The organism is Nonomuraea sp. NPDC049421 (assembly GCF_040677005.1).
In the GTDB taxonomy this organism is placed as follows: Bacteria; Actinomycetota; Actinomycetes; order Streptosporangiales; family Streptosporangiaceae; genus Nonomuraea; species Nonomuraea salmonea.
The window spans coordinates 24,634-44,454 of sequence record NZ_JBFAQA010000035.1; the positions used below are offsets into that span (position 1 = coordinate 24,634).

Sequence of the window (19,821 nt, forward strand, 5' to 3'; positions counted from 1 at the left end):
TTACACAATCGGCACCCCGTGGTGATCTCTCTCGGGCTAAGATCGACGAGTTAGGTTAGCCTTACCTGATTCCTCGGGGGTGCCTTCGCGTTGCGGCTCTACCTGACCGCGCTCAAACCGACCGACTCCGTGACGGACGGCTTCCTGCCTGCGGCGCGGGCGCTCGGCTGCTCGGTGACGATCCTCACCGACCGCCCCGAGCAGCATCCGGACGCGGTGCGCTGCGACGTACGCGACCCCCGGGCCCTCATCGACGCGATCGAGCACCTGGGCAGGCCTGACGCCGTCTTCTCCAACTCCGACCACCTGCAGACCGAGACCGCGCTCGCCGCCGCCTACTTCGGGCTGCCGGGCAAGGACTGGCGGGCGTGCGCGGCGGCCAAGAACAAGTTCCTGATGCGGCGGGCGCTCGCGGCGGCCGGGGTCGAGGAGGTCTTCTCGCTGCGGCTGGGGCCCGGTGACCCGGTGCCCGAGCCGGTGCCGTACCCGGTGGTGGTGAAGCCGCGCGAGGGGGTGGCCAGCGAGGACGTCATGCTCGTGACGGACGATCTCGCCGCCGCCGTGGCCGGAGTCAGGAGGCGGCGGCCGGGTGAGGCGCTGGTGGTGGAGGAGTACCTCGAAGGGCCGGTGCGCACGCTGGAGACGCTCGGCGACGAGGGCGGGCCGCGCGTGCTCGGTGGGTTCGAGACGACGCTGGGGGCGCTGCCGTACTTCGTGGAGGAGCGGCTCGACTGGGCGGCGCCGGACGACTCCCACGCCCACGTGCTGGCCGCGCTGCGAGCGCTGGGCGTGGGGTTCGGGGCGTGCCACACCGAGTACGTGCTCACCCCCTCGGGCCCGCGGATCATCGAGGTGAACTACCGGCTGATCGGCGACCACTGTGACTTCCTGCTCGCCGACGTGCTCGGGGTGCCGCTGTTCGAGTGGATCCTGCGGGTGCACCTCGGCGAGCGCGTGCCCGGCGTCCCGGCCACCTCGGCGCACGCGAGCGCGGTCAGCGTCGTCGCCGACCGGCCGGGCGTGGTCAAGCAGGCGCCCGGCCACGAGTCCGTGACCGATGGCGGCGTACGCCTCTGGCACCGGCCGCTGCGCTCCGTCGGCGACGTCGTCACCCTCACCCGCACCAACCGCGACTACCTGGGCGTCGTACGGGCCGTCGGGCCCTCCAGGCAGGCGGTGGACGCGGCCGTCGCCGGGTTCCGCGCGGCCCGGCCGTGGGTGGTGGAATGAGCTCCAGGGAGGCGTACCTGGCCGCCCGCGTGCTCAACGCCCTGCTGCGCGAGGACTACGGCGGGCTCGCCGCCCGCGTCACCAGGACCAGGGACGGCGTCGGGCTGACGCTGGCCGACGGGCGGTGGGTGCGGCTGCGGCCGGGGCTGCTGTTCCAGGACTTCGAGGTGGCACAGGACGAGTCGCTGGGCCTTGAGCAGGTGCTGGAGACGCTGGCGGAGGTCGCCGATCCGGCCGACGCGGGTGGGGTGGCGGCGTTCTTCGAGGAGTGCCTGGCGGCGCTGGGTGCGCTGGAGCTGCACGACGAAGTCGCCCATGAGGTGCTGCGGTCGGGGCCGTCCTACGAGACGCTGGCCGCGTTCCTCGATCATCCGGTCTATCCGACGTCGCGGGCGCGGGTGGGGCTGTCGGAGGCGGAGCTGCGGGCGTACGCGCCGGAGTTCGGGCCCTCGTTCGAGCTGCGGTGGGCGGTGGTGCCGCGTGAGCTGCTCGCGCCCGGCTCGGCCGAGCCGCCCGCCGAGCTGCCCGCCGAGCTGCCCGCTGAGGTGGCGCCTTTCGCGGGCGAGGTACTGTTTCCCGTGCATCCGCTGGCGGTGCCCAAGGTGCGGCGGATCGACGGGGTACGGGTGCTGGACGCGGCGGCCGTCACCGTACGTCCCACCTTGTCCATGCGGACGGTCGAGGTCTCTCCCCGCCTGCACCTCAAGCTGCCCATCCCCGTCAGCACCCTCGGCGTCAGGAACCGGCGCTCGCTCAAGCCCGGCACGCTGGCCGACGGCGCCAGGGCGGAGCTGCTGCTGCGCGAGCTGGCCGGGCCGGACGTCGTCCTGGCCGACGAGCAGACCTACGCCGAGACCGGGGACGAGTACCTGGCCTGGATGGTCAGGCGGCTGCCCGAGGGGAAGATCGTGCCGGTGGCGGCGCTCAACGCGCCGGGCGTGCTCGCCGAGCTGGGCGACGTGCTGCCCGCCTACCTGCGGCTGCTGCTGCGCTGGAACGTCCGGCTGTTCGTACGGCACGGCGTCGCCTTGGAGGCGCACCAGCAGAACCTCGCCCTGCTCTTCGCCCCCGACGGCCGGATGCGGCTGCTGGTCAAGGACAACGACGGCCTGCTCGTCTCGCCGTCCCGGCTGCGGGCGAGCGGCGTCGAGGTGCCGGGCTTCGCCGACGAGCGCCTGCTGAACGACGACCCCCACGCGCTCGCCGACGTGTTCGTCACGATCACGCTGCACCTGGCCGCCGCGTCGGTGGTCTTCGGCGCGCTGCCGCACGCGGCGGCGGCGGCGCTGCTGCGCGACACGCTGGCCGAGGCGCTCGACGAGTACGGCGACGACCCCATGGCCAGGCTGCTGCGCGCGCGGACGCTCGACGCGGCCAGGCTGACCGGCAAGTCCATGGTCACCGCGGGGACGCTCGTGGCCAAGGAGCGGTCGGGCGCGCGCGACATCAACAAGTTCTACGGCACCAGCGGGCCCAACTACCTGAGGAGAGCTTGAATGCACGGACCGGCCATCGAGGCGCCCTGCGGCCCGGCCGAGGAGGCGACGCTGGCGGCCCTGCTGCGCTGCTGCGTGCGGGAGGTGGCCGGGCCGCGCGGGCTGGTCTGGCCGGCGCCGCCGTACGTGCTGCTGCGGGTGGCGGGGGTGCTGCTGCGGACGCGCACGCACGGGGGCGCGGCGCTGCGCTTCGACGGCCCGCCCGAGCGGCTGGAGTCCGGCGCCTGGCGGCCGCTGTCGAGCGACGAGCTGGTGACGCTGGTGGAGACCGAGCTCGGGGGCAGGAACGCCGAGTTCGCGGGCCAGGTGGCGGCCAGCAGGGCCGCGATGGAGACGATCCTGCGGGCCAGGGTCGAGGCGGTGCCGCCGGCCGACCCTTGGCTGGCCTCGGAGCAGGCCCTGGTGTACGGGCACCCGTTCCACCCCAGCCCCAAGGCGCGCGGCGGCGACGGCTGGCTGCGCTACGCGCCCGAGACGCACGCCGAGTTCCCCGTCAGGCTCCTGGGGGTGCGCGACGACGTGCTGGACGAGGGCGGCGACCCCTCGGTGCTGGACGCGCTGGGCGAGGCGCCGCCCGGTTACCGGGTGCTGCCCGCGCATCCGTGGCAGCTCGCATTGCTGCGTCCCGCGCTCGGTGACGAGCTGGTCGACCTCGGTCCCGGTCCCGTGGTGGCGCCCACGTCGTCGGTACGGACGGTGTACGCCCCTTCGCGCGAGGTCTGCCTGAAGTTCTCCCTGGATGTCAGGATCACCAACTGCGTGCGCAAGAACGCCTGGTACGAGCTGGCCGGCGCGGTCGAGCTCACCAGGCGGCTCGCGCCGATCTTCGACGCGGTGTCGGCGCGGCACCCGGGCACCCGCTGGCTGCCGGAGCCCGGCTACCGTTCCGCCGCGCTCGGCACCCGGCTGCGGGAGGGTCTCGGCGTGATCGTGCGGCACAGCCCGTGGGCGGCCTGCTCCCCCGGCGTCACCCCGGTCCTGGCCGCCTCCCTGGCCCTCGGCAAGCAGCCGCCCGATCCGCTGGGCTGGTGGCGGGCGTACGTGGGGGTGGTCGCGCCGCCCGTACTCGACCTGTACTTCACGCACGGCGTGGTGCTGGAACCCCACCTGCAGAACGTGCTGGTCGGCCTGGACGCGGACGGCACCCCCGTCGAGGCCGTCTTCCGCGACCTGGAGGGCGCCAAGCTCGTCGAGGGCCGCCACGACCTGGCCGGGCCGCACCCCGAGGTGGCCCGCGCGCTCACCTACGACGCCGAGCGCGGCTGGGCCCGCGTGGTCTACTGCCTGCTCGTCAACCACCTGACCGAGATCGCCGCGACGGTCGCCGGGCCCGACGACACCTTGCTGCGCGCGTTGTGGCGGGAGGCCCGCGACCTGTTCGCCCGGCAGGCGGACGCGCTGGGCCGGCCGCTCGGATTGTCGGACCTGCTCGCGGGCGCGCCGCTGCCGGCCAAGGCGAACCTGGGCGTGCGCTGGGCCAGGGCCGCCGACAGGACGGCCGGCTACGTGCCGATCGCGAACCCGCTCGCATGATCGCCCCGCGCGTCCAGGAGGCCGTCGTACGCCTCCCCGGGCTTCCCGCCTACGTCTATGACCTGCCGGCCCTGGACGCGCACGTCGCGGCCGTACGGCGGGCCCTGGGGGCCACTGAGCTGTACTACGCGGTCAAGGCCAACCCCGACGCCGGGCTGCTGCGGGTGCTGGCCGGCCACGTGAACGGGTTCGAGGTGTCGTCGGCCGGTGAGCACGCGCACGTCACCGGCCTGTTCCCGGGCATGCCGGTGGCGCTGGGCGGGCCCGGCAAGACCGACGCCGAGCTGCGGCTGCCGCACCACCGGCTGCACGTCGAGTCGCCGTACGAGCTGCGCCGCCTGCTGGACACGGGGCTGGAGGCCGACGTGCTGCTCAGGCTCAATCCCGGGCTGCCGGTCGAGGGGGCGGCGCTGACGATGAGCGGGCCGTTCGGGATGGACGCGGCGGGCGTGGCCGAGTGCCTGCCGCTGTTCACCGGCCGCGTACGGCTGCGCGGCCTGCACGCCCACCTGGCCAGCGGCCTCTCCGCGCCGCAGCTGCTCGGGCTGGCGGGGGCGCTGCTGGGCGACGGGGCGTACGAGGAGGTCAATCTCGGCGGCGGGATGGCGGTGTCGTACGCCTCGCCGGGCGAGCGGTTCGACTGGGCCGCGTACGGGGCGGGGCTGGACGCGCTGCGCCGGGGGCGGCTGCTGCGGGTCGAGCCGGGGCGGGCGCTGACCGCGTACTGCGGCTATTACGTGACCAGGGTGGTTGACGTGAAGCGGGTGCACGGGCAGGCGTACGCGGTGGTGCTGGGCGGCACCCACCACCTGCGGACGCCGGTCACGAAGGGGCACGACCAGCCGTTCGCGGTGCTGCCGACGGGCGCGGGGCCGGGGGTGACGGACGAGCCGGTCACGGTCGTCGGCCAGCTCTGCACCCCGAAAGACGTTTTCGCCCGAAATATCAGGACTTCAGTGCGGGTGGGAGACACCGTCATCTTCGCCATGGCGGGCGCCTACGCCTGGAACATCTCCCACCACGACTTCCTCATGCACCCGAAGCCCGCTTTCCACCATCTGACGTCCTGACCTTCTCGATGAGCGCGACCAGGCCGTCGGCGTCGAGCAGGTCGATCGGGCGTACGGTGCGGTTGTCGCGGACGTAGTGGAAGGCCGCGCCCACCTCATCGAGCGGCACCTCCGCGAGGTGCGCCCAGGCCAGCCGGTACGCCGCGAGCTGCACCGACGCCGCCCGCTGCGCCTTCTTGCCCCGGGGCGGCGCGCCGGTCTTCCAGTCGACGACCTCGTAGCCGCCCCCCGGCCGCTCGAAGACGGCGTCCATGCGCCCGCGCACCAGCCGGTCGGAGATCATCATCTCGAACGGGATCTCCAGGTCGATCGGCCGCCGGTCGGCCCATTCGCTCTCCTCGAAGCGCTCCTGCAGCTCCGCGAGGCGCACGTCGGCCTCCTCCGGCTCCTCGTCGAAGAGCTCGAAGTCGTCGATCAGCCGCTGCTGGTCCCACCGGGTCTCCAGCCACTTGTGGAACGAGGTGCCCCGCCTGGCCAGCGGCGCCGGCTTGACCGGCACGGGCCGGCGGATCCTGCGGGCCAGCTCGCGCGGGTCGGCGGCCAGCGTGACCAGCGACGACACGGTCAGCTTCTCCGGCAGCTCGACCGTGGTCGCGGGGCGGCGGCGATGCAGCTCGCGCTCGCGCAGCAGCAGGTCGGTGTCGCGTTCCCAGGCGCGCAGCCGCTCCTCCTCGTACGGCTTGAGCGCCTCGCCCTCCTCGTCGGCGAGCGTGCCCGCCAGGGCGTCCTCCACCAGGTGGGCGCCGTCGAGCACCGACTCGTAGCGCAGGCCCTCGGGCGTGACCGGCCAGGTGGCCTCGGCCGGCTCGGCGAGCAGCGGGTTGCCCGCGCCCTCGGCCGGCGCACCGGCCCAGACCGCGACCCGGTCGGCGGTATCGCGGATCTCCAGCAGGAAGTCGGACGGCTCCAGCGGCTTGGTGGCGGTGCCCCAGCGGTAGCCGGAGGCGATGAGGTGGTAGTGGGCGCGGGTCACCGCGACGTAGGCGAGCCTGCGCTCCTCCATCAGGTCGCGCTCGCGGCAGTGCTCGTCGAAGGCGGCCAGCTCCTCCTTGCTCAGCCCGCCCAGCCTGGGCAGGTCGGCCGCGTCGCCGCGCAGCGGGTAGGGCAGCTTGCGCGGATTCTCCGTCCAGCGGCTGTTCATCACCGGGGTGGCCGGGAAGATGCTGCCGGTCGCGATCGTGCCCTTCGAGCTGACCAGCTGCGACAGGCCAGGCACCACCACGACCGGCCACTCCAGCCCCTTGGACGCGTGGACGGTCATCAGCTTGACGCTGTTGCTCTCACCGACCCGGCCCGCCTCCAGCCCGAACTCCTCGCTCTCCGCCGCCTGCAGATAGGCCAGGAACGCCCCCAGCGTCGGGTCCTCCGCGTCGCCCGCGAACCTGGAGGCCGCGTCGATGAACGCGTCGAGGTCCGCCCGCGCCGCGAACGCCCCGGCCGTGCCGCTGCGCGCCGCCACCTCGATGTCGAGGCCCAGCCTGCGCTCGACCTCCGTGATGAGGTCGGGCAGCGGCTGCGCGGTGTGCGCCCGCAACTGGCGCAGCTCCTGCGCGAGCGCGACCAGCCTCGTGCGGGCCAGCGGCGAGAACGACTCAAGCCACTCCTCGCGATCGGGCAGCTCGTCGAGCGCGTCGACCAGGCTCCCCCGCTCCTCCGCCAGGTCGGCCACCACCTGGTCGAGCGGGTCGTCGGCGCGCCCGCTCTCACTCAGCTCGCGGGCCAGCGTCCGCGCGTGCTCGCCCAGCACCCGCAGGTCGGCGGGGCCGATGCGCCAGCGGGGGCCGGCCAGCAGCCGGGCCAGCGCGTCGCCGGCGGTGGCGTCGTACAGGACGCGCAGGGTGGCGACGATGTCGCTCACCTCGGGCACGGTCAGCAGGCCGCCGAGACCCACCACCTCGACCGGGATGTCGCGCTCCTCTAGCGCCCTGCGCAGCGCGGGGAACTGCGAGCGCTTGCGGGCGAGGATCGCGACGTCCTGAGGCTGGATCTGCAGCGTCTTCTTGCGCTCCTTCTCGCCCCACGGCAGGCCGTCGGGCGCCACCTCCTGGCCGAGCAGCTTCGCGATGCCGTCGGCGATCCACTTCGCCTCGTCCTCGGCCGTCTCGTGGAAGGCGCACGTGACCCGGCCCCGCTCCACCCGGTTGGGCCCCGGCACCAGCACCGGCACCTCGCGGGCCTCCATGCGCAGCGGCAGCTGCACGCGGGCGGCGACGTCGAGCACCCGGTCGCCGTTGCGGAAGCTCACGCTGAGCCGGCGCAGCTGCGCCTGGTCGCCCGTCGCGGTACGGAAGTCGCGGGGGAAGCGGCGCAGGTTGCCCGACGACGCGCCACGCCAGCCGTAGATCGACTGGCACGGGTCGCCCACGGCCGTCACCGGATGGCCGCCGCCGTAGAGCGAGCGCAGCAGCACGAGCTGGGCGTGGCTGGTGTCCTGGTATTCGTCGAGCAGCACCACCGCGTAGCGGGAGCGCTCGATCTCGCCGACCTCCTTGTGCCGGGAGGCGATCCTGGCCGCCAGCGACATCTGGTCGCCGTAGTCGATCACCTCGCGGGCGCGTTTGAGCCGCTCGTACGCCTCCACCAGCGGCAGCAGCTGCTCCCTCGCCGCCTGGACGCCGACCGGCCTGCGCTGCGCCAGCGTCGTACGGCCCGGGAGCGCGGCCAGCCGCTCGTCCAGCCACCGCCCCATCTCGCGGACCTCGCCGGGCGTGCGCAGATGCTCCGACAGCTCGCCGGCCAGCTCGAGCAGGGCAGCCGTGACCGAGGGCGGGCCCAGCTCGATCTTGTCCATCGGCCCGTCGTACATCGCCACCACCCGCGAGGCGAGCTGCCACGACACGGCCGGGGTGACCAGGCGCATCGTCGGCTCCAGCCCCTCGCGCAGCGCGTGGTCGGTGACCAGGCGGGCGGCGTAGGCGTGGTAGGTGGAGACGGTCGGCTCGTTGTCGAGCGCGCCCGGCTCGACCAGCCCCGCCTCGGCCAGGCCGTTGAGTCGCTCTCTGACGCGCGTGGCCAGCTCGGCGGCGGCCTTGCGGGTGAACGTCAGGCCCAGCACGTGTTCGGGCTTGACCAGGCCGTTGGCGACCAGCCAGACGACCCGGCCGGCCATGGTCTCGCTCTTGCCCGAGCCCGCGCCCGCCATCACCACCATGGGCTCAAGCGGCGCCTCGATGACCTCCGCCTGCTCGGGCGTGGGCGGCAGGATGCCGAGCTTGCCGGCGAGTTCGGCCGGGGTCAGCACACCTGCCCCCCGCCGTCGTTGACCGGGCAGCTCGCCCTGGCCGCGCACGTGCGGCAGCCGTCGTTGACCTTCGCCTGGAAGAACGGGCCCGACATGCCGATCGCGACCGTGTCGACGAGGTCTTTGGCCCAGCCGGGGTCCTTGTCGTCGGACAGCGGCTGCTGCTTCTGCTCGACCGCGTCGTGCTTGCCCGCCGCCTTGCCGAGCTGCACCAGCGCCGCGCCGCCCGGCTCGGTCATGCCGTGCCTGGCGAACGCGCCGAGCAGCGCCGCGAGCTGGTAGACGCCGAGCTGCGGATGGCGGTCGAGGTCGCCGGCCTTGGGCTTGGAGCCGCCGGTCTTGAGGTCGATGATCACCGCGCGGTTGTCGGAGTCGCGCTCGACGCGGTCGACCCTGCCCTTGATCTGCACGCCCTCCGACACCATCGCCGTGAACGCCTCCTCCAGGGCCACCAGCTCGCGCGGGTTCTCCTTGTGCCAGCGCAGGAACTTGCCGATCATCTGCTCGGCGACCTGGCGCTGCTTGCGGTTGTACCAGACGCCGCCGAAGTCGAGCTCGGTCCAGATCTGGTCGAGCCGGTCGCCCAGCAGGTCTTCGCTCGGCAGGTCGGTCGCCGCGAGCACCGCGAGAGCGTGGATGACGTTGCCGAGGCCCTGGGCCGTGCTGGTGCCGGCCGCGCCCACCGCGGTCTCCAGCAGCCAGCGCAGGCCGCACTTGGTGAAGCTCTCCACCGCCGACGGCGAGATGCTGACGACGTCGCCAGGCCAGCTCAGGGGGCGGTCGTCGGAGATGGGGGTGAGCGCGTACCAGTCGTTGGGGTGGGCACCCTGCACGCCCGCCGCGGCCAGCCTGGCGAGCTGCTGGGCGGCCTTGCGGCGCATCGTGCGGGGCTTGGTCGGGTCGGTGACCGCGCTGCGCAGGTCGGCCACCAGGGCCTGCATGTTGAGCCAGCGTGCGCGGTCGTCCATCGTGGCCGGCTCGACCCCGCCCGGCATCAGCTCCGTCAGGAACCTGGACGGCCGCTCGTCGGTGTCCTCGCCGCCCACCGCCGTCACCACCAGCCTGCGCCTCGCCCTGGTGACGGCGACGTAGAACAGCCTGCGCTCCTCCGCCAGCAGCTTCGAGGCCAGCGAGGCGGCGTTGGGCTCGGCCCCCTCGACCACCTCCACGAGGTCCTCCACGCCCAGCATGGAGCCGCGCAGCCGCAGGTCGGGCCAGACGCCCTCCTGGACGCCCGCCACCACCACGACGTCCCACTCCAAGCCCTTGGAGCGGTGGGCGGTCAGCACGCGTACGGCGTCGCCGTCGGGCGCCCGGTCGGCCAGCGTGTCGCCCGGGATCTCCTGGGCCGCGAGGTCGTCGATGAAGACTTCGGGGCCCGCCATCGGCATGCGGTCGACGAACCTCGCCGCGTGGTCGAACAGCGCCACCGCCGCGTCGAGGTCCCGGTCGGCCTGCGCCCCCCTCGCGCCGCCCCCTAGGCTCAGCTCGCTCCAGCGCTCGGCCAGGCCGCTGCCGTGCCAGATCGTCCACAGCAGGTCCTCGGCGGTGCCGCCCTGCGCGGCGGCTTCGCGGGCCGCGGCCAGCAGCTTGCCGACGCGTTCGGCCGGGAGCGCGACGTGGGGCTCCAGCCGGGTCAGCTCGCGCACGTCCTTGACGGCCGCGACCAGCAACTCACCGGACGACCGCGCCTTGAGCGGCCCCTCCGGCTCGGTGTCGTCGTCTGGCGGACCGCCCTGCGCGGTGGGAGCCTGCGCGGCACCCGCCCCCGTGGCAGCGGAGTCGATGGCGGCGGGCTCCGGCGCGGTGCTTTCCGACGGCGGCTCCTCGCCCGCTTCGGGCTCCGTCCCGGTGAGGGCGGTGACGGCCTCGTTCTCGGCGATCTTGAGTGCGCGGCGCAGGCGGCGTACGCCGATCATGTCGGTGCCGCCGAGCGGGCCCGTCAGCAGCTCCTCCGCCACCGCCTCGTCGAGCTGGGACGGATCGAGCGCCACCCGCAGCATCGTGAGCAGCGGCCGCACGCCCGGCTCCTGCGCGATCGGCACCTCGTCGCCGGCGATCATGGTCGGCACGCCGGCGTTGACCAGCGCCCGCCGCAGCAGCGGCACCTGCCGCCTGGCCGAGCGGACGAGCACGGCCATGCGGTGCCACGGCACGCCGTCGATCAGGTGGGCGCGGCGCAGCGTGTCGGCCACGATCGCGGCCTCCTGGCTGGTGCTGTCGGCCAGCAGCACGCGCACGTCGCCCGGGTCGGCGTCGGGCAGCGCCACCAGGTCGCGGTGCCCGTGGCGCTGGTCGTGCTCGGGCGCGGGCGCGACCGGCAGCTTGGCCGCCACCCGCCTGGACGCCTCCAGCAGCTCGGCGCCGCTCCTGCGGCACACCCGCAGCGCCACCACCGGCGCCTCGCGGCCGTCGAGCGACTTGAAGCGCTCGGGGAACTTCATGATGCCCTGGACGTCGGCACCCCTGAACCCGTAGATCGACTGGTCGGGGTCGCCGACCACCACGAGGTCGCGGCCGTCGCCCGCCAGGTGGGCGAGCAGCTGCTCCTGGGCAGGGTCGGTGTCCTGGTATTCGTCCACGAAGACCGCGTCGTGGGCGGCCCGCTCGCGCTCGCGCACCTCGGGCCGGTCGAGCAGCGCGCAGGCGGCGCCGATGAGCTCGGCGTAGTCGTAGGTCTCCTCGGGGGCGAGGTCGAAGCGGTCCTGGTAGCGCTCGGCGAACCGGCCGGCCGCCACCCAGTCGGAGCGCCCGTGGAGCCGGCCGAGCGCGACGAGGTGCTCGGGGTCGAGGCCGCGTTCGTACGCGCGTGCGAGGAAGTCGCGCAGCTCCTCGGCGAAGCCGCGGGTCTTGAGCGCCTCGCGCAGCGAGGCGGGCCAGCCCGGCGCGCCCTGCTCCAGCTCGCCGTGGAGCAGCCGGCGGATCTCCAGCAGCTGCTCGGGGCCGGTGAGCAGGCGCGGCGGCTCCTTGCCCGCCAGCACCGACTCGCGGCGCAGCAGCGCGTAGGCGTAGGAGTGGAAGGTCAGGGCGAGCGGGGTGCGGGTGGTGCGGCGCAGCCGGCCGGTGACGCGCCTGCGCAGCTCTTCCGCGGCCTTGCGGCTGAAGGTGAGGATGAGCACGCGCTCGGGGTCGAGGCCGCGCCGCTCGATGCGGTCGACCACGCTCTCGACGATGGTGGTGGTCTTGCCGGTGCCGGGACCTGCGAGAACGAGCAGCGGCCCGCCCTCGTGGCCGACCACGGAACGCTGGTGCTCATCGAGCACAGGAGGCACATCGGGCCCCCCGCTGCCTCGCCGCACCAACCGCCAGGTCTGAGCACTCACAGCACTAGATTCCACCAGACCACAGGGGTAGATCGTGCCGACTTGCCCGGTCTCCCTCAGCGATCCGCCTACGGTATCGAGGCAAATACCGGTTTTTCTCGTGACACGCCGGACGCGGTGTTCGCCGTCGGCGTCAACGCCACGCGCAAGAAGACGGCCCGGGGCCTGAGCCCCGGGCCGGACGCGGTCACGTCACGAGAAGAGGTGGTCGACCACGCGGGCCGTGGCCTTGCCGTCGTCGCGCGGGGCGAACGTGGCGCGGAAGGCGTCGTAGCGGTCGGCGTTGGCGGCGGCGACCGCGTCGATCGACCGCAGGGCATCCACGACGTCGGCCGAGGTCGACAGCACCGGTCCCGGCGCCTGCTCGGGCAGGTCGATGTAGAGGCCGCGCTTGTTGCCGTACTTGGCCCGGTCGTAGGCGTACAGGACGATCGGCTTGCCGGTGGCGGCGAAGTCGAACATGACCGAGGAGTAGTCGGTCACCAGCACGTCGGCCACCAGCAGCAGATCCGCGATGTCCGGATATGTCGTGACGTCGCGGGCGATGTCAGGGACGGCGGGCATGGCCTGCATCGGGTGGGCGCGTACGAGGATCTCGTGGTCGGCGCCCAGCGCCTCGCGGGCCTTGGCGAGGTCGAGCTTGACCATCGCGTTCTTGCGGTCGTAGTCGCGGTAGGTCGGCGCGTACAGCACCACCCGCTTGCCCTCGGCCAGCCCGAGCCGCGCCCGCACCGCCGCCGCGCGCTCCTCGCGGTCGGGCGAGTTGAGCACGTCGTTGCGCGGCAGCCCGCTCTCCAGGACCTCGCCCTTGTAGCCGAACGCCTTGCGCAGCACCTGGGTGGCCCAGGGCGACTGCGACAGCAGCAGGTCCCAGCCACGCACCTCGGCCGCCTGGCGGAGCCAGATCGGCGGCCTCGGGTCGCGCTTCATGTGGGCCTGGTCGCCGCCGATGAGCTTGGCGGGCGTGCCGTGCCAGGTCTGGACGACCACCTGGTCCTCGCGGGCGCGGAACCAGGCGGGCAGGAACGCGTTGGTGATGATGTGGCGCGACCTCGCCAGCGCCTCGTGGTGCTCGCGGCTGCCGGCCCGGATGACCTTGGCCGGGCCCGGCGGCACGAAAGCGCCGTCCTTGACGATCCAGACGTGCTCGCGGTCGTCGCCCCTGCGCAACCGCTCCTCGTAGATGGCGCGCACGCTGTCGGCGTAGAGGCGGCCGTCGTTGACGACGTAGACGGTGCTCTCGCGCAGCGGCTCGGTGCGCTGGGCGGGGTAGAAGACGCGGCGCAGGACGTGGGTCCCGGCGACGCCGCGCTCTTCCGCCGGCCTGTCCTCCTCGACGGTGATCACCGGCACGTCGAAGCGGGTGGAGATCATCCGGTAGACGTGGCCGCCGAGCGTGCGCGGCTCCTCGTCGAGGCCGGGCAGCGCGGCGTGGTCCATGCGCAGCGGGACGATCTCGCCCGACGGGTGGCGCAGCGACATGTTCCAGGTGCCGGAGGAGAGCGGCACGGCCTCGCCGAACCTGTCCATCGTGTCGGGCTCGACGCGTACGGAGAAGTCGGCGCCGGAGCGCTCCATCGGCAGCAGATAGGACAGCCCCGACCGGTGGCGCAGGGTCAGCGTGCGGGGGCCGGCGGCGTCGGGGTAGTGGCCGCGCAGGACGAGCGCGGGGCCGTCCCAGACCGCCGAGGTGATGACCGGGCGGATGCGGTGGGCGGAGACCACGACGCGGTCGCGGCGGTCGCCCAGCACGGTGATCTCGCGGTCGCCCACGGGCGTGCGGACCTCGGCCGCGTCGGCCAGCATGACGGGGGCCGCGGGGTCGCCCTTGGGCTCGACCCACAGGCGCCGGCCGTCCTTCTCCTGCGTCAGCGCGGGCACCGCGAGCCCGACCACGACCTGCGTGCCGTCGCCGGACGGCGTGAAGTCGGCGGCGATGCGGTGGCCGCCGAGCCTGGCGTGGCCCTTCGTGACCTGGCGGCCGGGCAGGAAGATCTTCAGCTCGAGTCGCTCGCCGTCGAGCCGCACGCCGGTCAGCTCGGCCCTGTTGGGCTGGAGCACGACCTGCAGCGCGCGGTCGGAGGTCCAGACGGGACGCACCCACCAGCCCGGCTTGAGCTTGAGCCCGGCGGGCCGCTCGGGCCGGCCGATGGAGGAGCCGCGCAGCAGGCCGGTGGCCCGCGCGCCACGGCTCCAGAACACGATCTCGGCCCGCCACGTGGTGGCGTCGGGCACGCCGGGACGGTGGCGCATGCGCCGCCGCACCCCGTGGACCATGCCGCGCACGGCTCCGCGCCAGCGCAGCGGCCAGGGGCTCAGCTCGGCGGTGAAGCCGGACCAGTCGTAGTTGCAGCCCGGCTCGCGCGCGCCGTGGGTGGCCTCGGGGGCGAGGACCCTGCGGGTGCGCATGCGGATGGGCGGCAGCCAGCGCGGGCCGCGCAGCACCACGGTCGCCCAGTTGAACCTGCGGCTGCGCACCGACAGGCCGGCCAGGTAGGCGAAGCCGCTGACCCGCAGCTTGCCGTCGGCCCAGACGATGTCGTCGATGTGGGTGACCGGCACCAGGTCGGCGCGGCGCAGGCGGTAGAGGTCGGGGGGCAGCTCGTCGCGGAAGGGCAGGTCGGCGTACCAGCGCAGGCCCTTGCGGATGCGCTTGGACGGCTCGGCCGCCGCGGTGACCACCTTGAGCAGCGTCTCGCCCTCGACGAGCTCGTCGTCGGAACGGGTCTCGATGAGGTGGACGATGACGCGGCGCGCCACCGGCAGGTCGCGTTTGACCTGCGCGTCGACGCCCGCGAGGTAGGGGCGTACGAGGTCGAGCATCTCACGCCGCCGCGCCGCGCCGCGCTTGACCGCGAGGTCGATGCGTCCCCCGAGGGGACCGCTCAGCACCTCGCTGTCGAACGCCGCGTCGCGGCCGCCTGGGCCGGCCGCTCGCATGACCGCTTCGAGAGGCTCGCCACGATCGCAGAGATCCTGGACAGCCTTCAGGCGGTCGGCGAGCGAATCGCCGCCCTGGCTTCGGGCTGTGACGCCGGTGGCCATAGGGGAGGCACCGCCTTTCGGGCCGCCATCACTGTTCAGCCCATGGTAATGGGAGTCACATGTCACGAAATCGCCTGTTCGGCGAAAGTGCAGGTCAGGTGGGTTACTGAAAATCGGCTGAACGCCCGTCCCAGCGGGCCAGGCGCATGTCCACGCGTTCGCCGCGCAGCGGGGTGCCTTCGTCGCGCCAGTGGGCCAGGCAGCGTTGCACGTGGTCAGGGGCCGCGCCGGAGCCGTCGGCGTGGACGACGCGCCACCACGGGACGCCGCCGCCCCAGGTGGACATGACCTTGCCGACCTGGCGTGGACCGCCTTCGCCGAGATATTCGGCGATGTCGCCGTAGGACATGACCTTGCCGGGCGGGATGCGCTCGACGACGTCGAGCACCCGCTCGGCGAACGGGTTCACGGGCTCCACGCCGCCGGGCCCGCGTCGATGATCTCTTCGAACGTGCCGATCTCGACGGCGCTGCCGCCGGTGGCGACCTCGATCACGCCGTCGCGCAGTCCGTAGATTTCGCCGTCCTCGCCCACGAGCCGGGCGCCGAGCGCGGTGGACAGGCGCAGGAGCTGGGCCACCTGCCAGTCGGAGCCGGGCTCGCCGACGACCTCGCCCTGCCAGCGGGCCACGGTGTGCTTGGCGCCCGCGTGGCCTGCCACGATCTCGTCGGACCCGTGCAGCTCGAAACCGGCCGGCGCGATGGCCTTCGCCAGCTCGGCGAAGGCGAGTGGCGACTCACGCACCACTCGCAGCTCGTATCCCATGACGGGGGACCATAGCGGATCTTCTCCCGACTCGGAAACCTGTTCACGAACTCGCCGTTATGCCTGCTCCTTGCGTTGATTGAGGACGACGATCGCGCCGCAGAACATGACCAGCGCCACCAGCACCCCGCCCCCGTACAGCCACAGCCGGACCGGGTCGGGCCCCGGCCTGGTCGGGACGGGCGAGTCGGCGCCCTGGCCGAAGTGCTGCATGCCGGGCGTGACGCTGCGCTTGGCACCGACGAGCCGCTCGGCGGCGTTGATCGCGGCGGCGGCGTCGACCACGCCGAAGCCGGTCTCGTCGTCGTAGCCGGCCGCGGGCCGTCCCCTGGCGCTGGCCGCGAGGGCCTGCGCCACCTGCTCGGGCGCGAGGGCCGGGTAGCGCGCCTTTAGCAGCGCGGCCACGCCGGCCACGAGCGCGGCGGCCGAGCTGGTGCCCTCGGACAGCTCGTAGCCGCTGCCGCGCTTGACGACGGGCACGCCCACGCCGGGCGCGGACACCAGCACCGACAGGTTGTCGCTGCTGAACGTGGCCCGCCTGCCCTGCTTGTCGGTGGCGGCCACGCCGATGACGCCCGGGTAGCCGGCCGGGAAGCTCCAGTAGGAGGTGCCCTTCTCCTTGGCGTACACGGTCTGGCCGTCGTTGCCGACGGCGGCGACCAGGACGACGCCCTTGCTCAGCGCGTACGAGACGGCCTCGCGCTCGGATCTGAGCGGGCCGTACGAGCCGATGGACATGCTGACGACCTGGGCACCGTGGTCGGCGGCGTAGCGCAGGGCGCGGGCCAGCGGGCTCTGCGCGTTGGGCCGGCTCTGCTGGTCCTCTAGGGGCGGTATCGCGACGCCCGGCTCGTCGTCGATGACCATGGGCAGCGACAGGATGCGCGCGGACGGCGCGACCCCGATGAAGCCGTCGCCCTTGCCCGAGCCGGCGATCAGGGCGGCCATGGCGGTGCCGTGCCGGCCCGGCGGCAGGTCGCGCTGGACCGAGCCCGAGGTCATGTCGGGGCCTGAGGTGACGCGGCCCTTCAGCTCTTTGACGCCGGTGTCCACGGCGCTGTCCACGACGGCGACCGTGACGCCCTCGCCCTTGGTGACCGTCCACGCCTGCTCGACGTTGAGCGCGTCGAGCACCCATGCCTGCTGTTCCCTGACCGGGTCCGCGGCCGGAGCCGAGAAGGCGAGCACGGCGGCGGTCAGCGCGCGTACGACGGTCAGCACACGTTCCCCTGAGTGCAGGGCGGCACCGTGGGCGGGTCCGCGAGGAAGTAGGCGATCTGGTTGCCGATGGACTTGGCGGCCGGCCACAACTCGCTGTGCAGGATCTCCTCCGGCGGGATCGCGGCCCTGGTACGCCCGTCGGCGTAGCCGCCCGTCGAGAACACGATGTACGGGCCCGCGCCGACCCAGCTCGTCCGCTGGCGCTGGTCGGGCCCGAAGCGCTCGGTCACGGTGCCGGGGAAGGCGACCGGCAGCACGCCGACGCGGTCGTCCTGGGTGAGCTCCTCACCGGCCGACACGCGCGACTCCTCGTCCTTGAGCACGGCCACGCCGACCGTGAAGACGAAGGAGGCGGTCTGGTCGATGTACGTGGCCCGCAGCAGCGTCACGCAGCCGTGGCTCTGCAGCACGCCGGCCACGGAGGCGTCGACGCCCTTGCCGCACTCGGTCTCGGGTGCGATGCCGACGCGCCTGGCGTACTGCTGGGCGCGGTCGAGCCCGAGGTAGCGCACCTCTTCGGGGAAGACGCCGGTGGCGGGCCACGCCTGCCAGCGGCGGGCGATCTCCTCCTGCTGGTAGCGGCTCTGCTCGGCGGACGTCAGCGGGCGCGAGCGCGTCTCGGTGAACAGCCCGACGGTGCCGAGCAGGACGACGAGCGCCGAGACGGCGATGACGGCGCCGAGCAGCACCACAAAGGCGCGGCGATAGCGGACGCCCTGCTGGAGCTCGGCCTCTTCCGCGCGTTGCCTGGCCGCCGTGCGCTTGCGTGTGTCCGCCGCCGGCCACGAGCGCACGCGCGAGCGGCGGCCGGTTGTGGCGCCGAGCGGGTTCCTCCGCCCCTGTGTGGCGTCCCCCTCGGCGCGCGGTAGCCCTGTGGTCGACCTACGTGCCTTCACCACCGCCTCGTTCCCGCATTCGCGTCGATGTCTATTTCGTCCCCCTTGAGGGGCGGATCATGCGTCTTGCGACATGTGCGCCCGTCGTACGCGTCTGACCAGGATAAAGATGACGGCCAGCGAGGCCAGCGCGCCGAGGGCGGCGCCTGCGGCGATGGCCGCGTACACCGTGACGCGGCGCTCGTCCCTGACGACGACGTCGATGGGGCCCGCGCTGCCGCCGGCCAGCGGTCTCTCCGGGTCGTGCGCCTGGTCGCCGGCCGCGACCTCCGCGTGCTCCGCCAGCCTGGACGCCTCCTTCAGGGCCTTGGCGGCGTTGACGAGGCCGAAGCCGGTGGCGGTGTCGTAGCCGCCGGGCGGCAGGTCCTTGGCGCCCGCGGCGAGGGCGCGCGCGACGAGCGGCGGCGACATCTTCGGGTATTCCGCCTTGATCAGGGCGGCGACGCCGGACACCAGCGCGGTCGCCTGCGAGGTGCCCCTGCCGACCCAGTACTCGTCGCCGGGCCCCGCTCCCATGATGTCCACGCCGGGCGCGGCCACCAGCACCGAGGAGTTCCAGTTGGAGAACGCCGCCCGCCGCATCCGCCGGTCGGTCGCCCCCACCGAGACCACGCCGGGGAACGCCGCCGGATAGGAGTAGGGGGCGAAGTCGCCGCCCTTCTTCCTGTCGCCGTCGTTGCCCGCGGCGGCGACCAGCACGACGCCCTTGCCGATCGCGTAGCGCACGGCCGCCCGCTCCTCGCGGGTCGCCAGCTCCTTGGAGATCGACAGGTTGATCACGTCAGCCCCCTCGTCCACCGCGTAGCGGATGCCCCTGGCCACCACGTTCTCGAAACGCTCGGCCGAGTTGAACGTCAGGAAACCCGGCTCCTCGTCCTCCAGGATGACCCTTACTGACAGTACGTCCGCTTCGGGCGCCACGCCGATGATCCCCCGTTTTCCGTCCGGCCCGTGGCCGTGCCCGGCGATCAGCGACGCCATGTACGTGCCGTGCAGCCTGCTGGGAGCCGTCCCCGGCGGGTTCGCGCCCGCGGTGAAGTCCTTACCGACGCGTACCGACCCGGCCAGGTCGCGATGGTGCGGGTCCACGCCCGAGTCCAGCACGGCCACCGTCACCCCCGCGCCCTTGCTGGTACGCCACGCCTTCGTCAGCGCCAGCGTCTCGATGACCGCCCGCTGCCCGCCGCGTACGTCGTCGGCCCACAGCGGCCCCACCGGCACCAGGAGCACCGCGGCCAGCGCCACGACGGCGCCCTTCCTCAGCACCGCCACTCCCCTGACGCGCAGTCGGGCATGCCGGGCGTGCTCAGCCGGGTCAGCACCTGCTCGGAGATCTCGGTGGCGAAGGCGAAGATGGACGGCCGCGCCTCGCCGGCCGCCGCCGACGGCCGCCCGTCCACCTGGCCAGACGTGGTCAGCACCAGGTAGGGGCCGGCCTGGCGGACCGAACCCGCCTCGCGTACGCCGGGGGTGAACCGGTCGGCCAGCGTGGCCTGGAAGGAGACAGGACGCAGCCCCGGAGTGGGCTTGCCGGTGTCGGAGAAGGCGTCCCTGGCGCGTTCGGCGTGGGCCTCGTCGCGCAGCGCCACCACACCGATCGTGACGAGCACGCCGCGCAACGCGTCGACGTACGTGGCCCGCAGCACGCCCTTGCAGCCCGCCTGCCGCAGCGCCTTGACCGCGGCGGCGTCCACCGCGTCGCGGCCGCAGCCGGTGCGCGGCGAGATGCCGATCCTGGTGGCACGTTCCCGGCCGCCCTGCTCGGCGGAGTAGGGCAGCGTCTCAGGGAAGATGCGGCCCGCCGGCCAGGTGCGCCAGCGCCCGGCCACCTCCCGGTGGGCCGCCGCGCGCAACTCGGCCGCGGTGGGCCCACGGGTCAGCTCGGTGCCGGCCGCGCTGCCCGCCACCCCGGCGGCCACCGCGCAGATCAGCGTCAGCGCGGAGGCCACCACGAGGATCGGCCATGGACGGGCGGCATTCACGGCATCGACCTTAACCGGG

Annotated in this window: 13 protein-coding genes; 4 read left to right on the forward strand and 9 right to left on the reverse strand. The window is 73.6% G+C overall.

Features of this window, described 5'->3' with window-relative positions:
* Positions 1-90: 90 nt before the first annotated feature.
* Genes AB0K18_RS41665 through AB0K18_RS41680 form a run of 4 tightly spaced genes read left to right on the forward strand, consistent with a single transcriptional unit; the run spans position 91 to position 5,329 of the window.
* Complete coding sequence (locus AB0K18_RS41665) at positions 91-1,230, forward strand: siderophore biosynthesis protein (protein WP_364926276.1); 1,140 nt, start codon at positions 91-93, stop codon at positions 1,228-1,230.
* A complete protein-coding gene (locus AB0K18_RS41670; RefSeq protein ID WP_364926278.1) occupies positions 1,227-2,726 on the forward strand; it encodes an IucA/IucC family protein in 1,500 nt (499 codons plus the stop codon). The genes AB0K18_RS41665 and AB0K18_RS41670 overlap by 4 nt, the downstream gene beginning before the upstream one ends.
* Entirely contained in the window at positions 2,727-4,259 is a 1,533-nt protein-coding gene (locus tag AB0K18_RS41675) for an IucA/IucC family protein (RefSeq protein WP_364926280.1), read from the forward strand.
* Positions 4,256-5,329 (forward strand): type III PLP-dependent enzyme, encoded by a 1,074-nt coding sequence (locus tag AB0K18_RS41680; RefSeq protein WP_364926282.1) that lies wholly within the window; start codon positions 4,256-4,258, stop codon positions 5,327-5,329. Before AB0K18_RS41675 ends, AB0K18_RS41680 begins: the two co-directional genes overlap by 4 nt.
* Here the strand turns inward: AB0K18_RS41680 and AB0K18_RS41685 are convergent.
* The 9 genes from AB0K18_RS41685 to AB0K18_RS41725 form a co-directional block, all read right to left on the reverse strand.
* A complete protein-coding gene (locus tag AB0K18_RS41685) occupies positions 5,289-8,570 on the reverse strand; it encodes an ATP-dependent DNA helicase (protein ID WP_364926284.1) in 3,282 nt (1,093 codons plus the stop codon). The genes AB0K18_RS41680 and AB0K18_RS41685 overlap by 41 nt on opposite strands.
* On the reverse strand, positions 8,564-11,833 hold the full coding sequence (locus tag AB0K18_RS41690) for an ATP-dependent DNA helicase (RefSeq protein WP_364926287.1): 3,270 nt from the start codon (positions 11,831-11,833) through the stop codon (positions 8,564-8,566). Before AB0K18_RS41690 ends, AB0K18_RS41685 begins: the two co-directional genes overlap by 7 nt.
* Positions 11,834-12,085: 252 nt before the next feature.
* Positions 12,086-14,833 (reverse strand): CDP-glycerol glycerophosphotransferase family protein, encoded by a 2,748-nt coding sequence (locus AB0K18_RS41695; protein WP_364926290.1) that lies wholly within the window; start codon positions 14,831-14,833, stop codon positions 12,086-12,088.
* A 208-nt stretch (positions 14,834-15,041) separates the two neighbouring features.
* Positions 15,042-15,356: an MGMT family protein gene (locus tag AB0K18_RS41700; protein ID WP_364926292.1), complete on the reverse strand. Its 315-nt coding sequence runs from the start codon at positions 15,354-15,356 to the stop codon at positions 15,042-15,044.
* On the reverse strand, positions 15,344-15,703 hold the full coding sequence (locus AB0K18_RS41705) for a hypothetical protein (protein WP_364926295.1): 360 nt from the start codon (positions 15,701-15,703) through the stop codon (positions 15,344-15,346). Before AB0K18_RS41705 ends, AB0K18_RS41700 begins: the two co-directional genes overlap by 13 nt.
* A 57-nt stretch (positions 15,704-15,760) precedes the next feature.
* Positions 15,761-16,924 carry a S8 family serine peptidase gene (locus tag AB0K18_RS41710; RefSeq protein ID WP_364926297.1) on the reverse strand — a complete coding sequence of 388 codons (1,164 nt, stop codon included), beginning with the start codon at positions 16,922-16,924 and terminating at the stop codon, positions 15,761-15,763.
* Complete coding sequence (locus AB0K18_RS41715; protein WP_364926299.1) at positions 16,918-17,820, reverse strand: hypothetical protein; 903 nt, start codon at positions 17,818-17,820, stop codon at positions 16,918-16,920. Before AB0K18_RS41715 ends, AB0K18_RS41710 begins: the two co-directional genes overlap by 7 nt.
* Positions 17,821-17,877: 57 nt before the next feature.
* Complete coding sequence (locus AB0K18_RS41720) at positions 17,878-19,086, reverse strand: S8 family serine peptidase (RefSeq protein WP_364926301.1); 1,209 nt, start codon at positions 19,084-19,086, stop codon at positions 17,878-17,880.
* Positions 19,080-19,802 carry a hypothetical protein gene (locus AB0K18_RS41725; RefSeq protein ID WP_364926303.1) on the reverse strand — a complete coding sequence of 241 codons (723 nt, stop codon included), beginning with the start codon at positions 19,800-19,802 and terminating at the stop codon, positions 19,080-19,082. Before AB0K18_RS41725 ends, AB0K18_RS41720 begins: the two co-directional genes overlap by 7 nt.
* Positions 19,803-19,821: the final 19 nt, after the last annotated feature.